Origin of the sequence: Kitasatospora sp. NPDC047058 (genome assembly GCF_040643935.1) — a bacterium.
GTDB lineage: Bacteria > Actinomycetota > Actinomycetes > Streptomycetales > Streptomycetaceae > Kitasatospora.
Window position 1 is genome coordinate 1 of the sequence record NZ_JBEYVJ010000935.1, and the last position, 1,122, is coordinate 1,122.

Here is a 1,122-nt window from a genome sequence, read left to right on the forward strand (position 1 = left end):
CGCGCCCCAGTCGCAGACCCAGAGCCGGCCGTCGTGCCAGCGGGGGGACTCGCCGAGGACGAGGCCGGTGACCACGGCCCGCCCGCCGCCCGGCCGAGTTCCGGCCGGCTCGCGGGCCGTCCACCGTTGCGGGGCGTCTGCGGGCCGGTCCCGGAAGCCGGCACGCCGGGCCCCGCTGAACGCGCCGCCGAACGCGCCGCGGAACCCGCCGAGAAAATCCGCCCCGACCAGGCAACCTTGCCGGGCGCCCACCGCGTTTGAGCTGCCGTGAGACGAACACGGACGACACCCCGGACGCGGCCCCGATGGCCGGAACGTCCGACGGACATGGCAGCGACGGGATCACCAGGGCAGGGGCGGCACGATGAGGGATGCGACGCCGGACTTCGAGGAGTTCGTCGCCGCCCGCAGCCCGCGCCTGCTGCGCGTGGCGTGGCTGCTGACCGGCGATCCGCACCTGGCCGAGGACCTGCTGCAGACGGCCCTCGCCAAGGTCTGGCCGAGATGGGAGACGATCTCCATCGACCGGCCGGAGGCGTACGTCCGGCGGGTCCTGGTGAACGCGCACGTCTCCTGGTGGCGCCGCCGTTGGAACGGGGAACTGCCGCACGGCGACCTGCCGGAGCCGCCGCCCGCCGCGGACCCGTACGAGGACGTGGTGACCGGCCAGGTGGTGGCCGCCGCCGTCCGGGCACTGCCGCCGCGGCAGCGGGCCGTGGTGGTGCTGCGCTACTTCGAGGACCTCAGCGTCGAGGAGACGGCCGAGGCCCTGGGCTGCAGCACGGGTACGGTCAAGAGCCAGACGCACCGCGCGCTGCTGGCACTCCGTGGCAAACTACCCGCCCGGGAACTGCTGCTGACCGGGGGACATCGTGACCGAGCGTGACACCGGCCCGTTCGGGCACGGCCCCGACGGGTACGGACCCGACGCGTACGAATCCGGTGCGCACGGCGCCGGGGACTCCGGTCCCGGGGCCGACACCGAGGTGGAACGCGAACTGCGCGTCCTGCTGCACCGTGCCGCCCCGCACCTGCCGGCGCCCGACGACCGGATGGACCGGATCCGCGAACGGGCCGACCGGGCCCGCCGCCGCCGGCGGGCCGCCGCGCTGGCGGCCGGGC

At 75.8% G+C, this 1,122-nt stretch carries 2 protein-coding genes and 1 pseudogene; 2 read left to right on the plus strand and 1 reads right to left on the minus strand.

The window, feature by feature from the left end; all coding sequences use genetic code 11:
* Positions 1-252: hypothetical protein (locus ABZ885_RS41760; RefSeq protein WP_360200516.1), on the minus strand; the 252-nt coding region annotated here is incomplete at its 3' end.
* Positions 253-364: 112 nt separating this feature from the next.
* Here ABZ885_RS41760 and ABZ885_RS41765 point away from each other — a divergent pair.
* Positions 365-886, plus strand: a complete 522-nt coding sequence (locus ABZ885_RS41765) for a SigE family RNA polymerase sigma factor (RefSeq protein ID WP_360200518.1) — start codon at positions 365-367, stop codon at positions 884-886.
* Positions 873-1,122, plus strand: a pseudogene (locus tag ABZ885_RS41770) (hypothetical protein); the annotation flags it as partial. The gene ABZ885_RS41765 and the pseudogene ABZ885_RS41770, both read left to right, overlap by 14 nt.

Excerpts from the sequence above, each read along its gene's own strand:
- ABZ885_RS41765 (WP_360200518.1), top strand. The coding sequence starts at position 365 with ATGAGGGATGCGACGCCGGACTTCGAGGAGTTCGTCGCCGCCCGCAGC.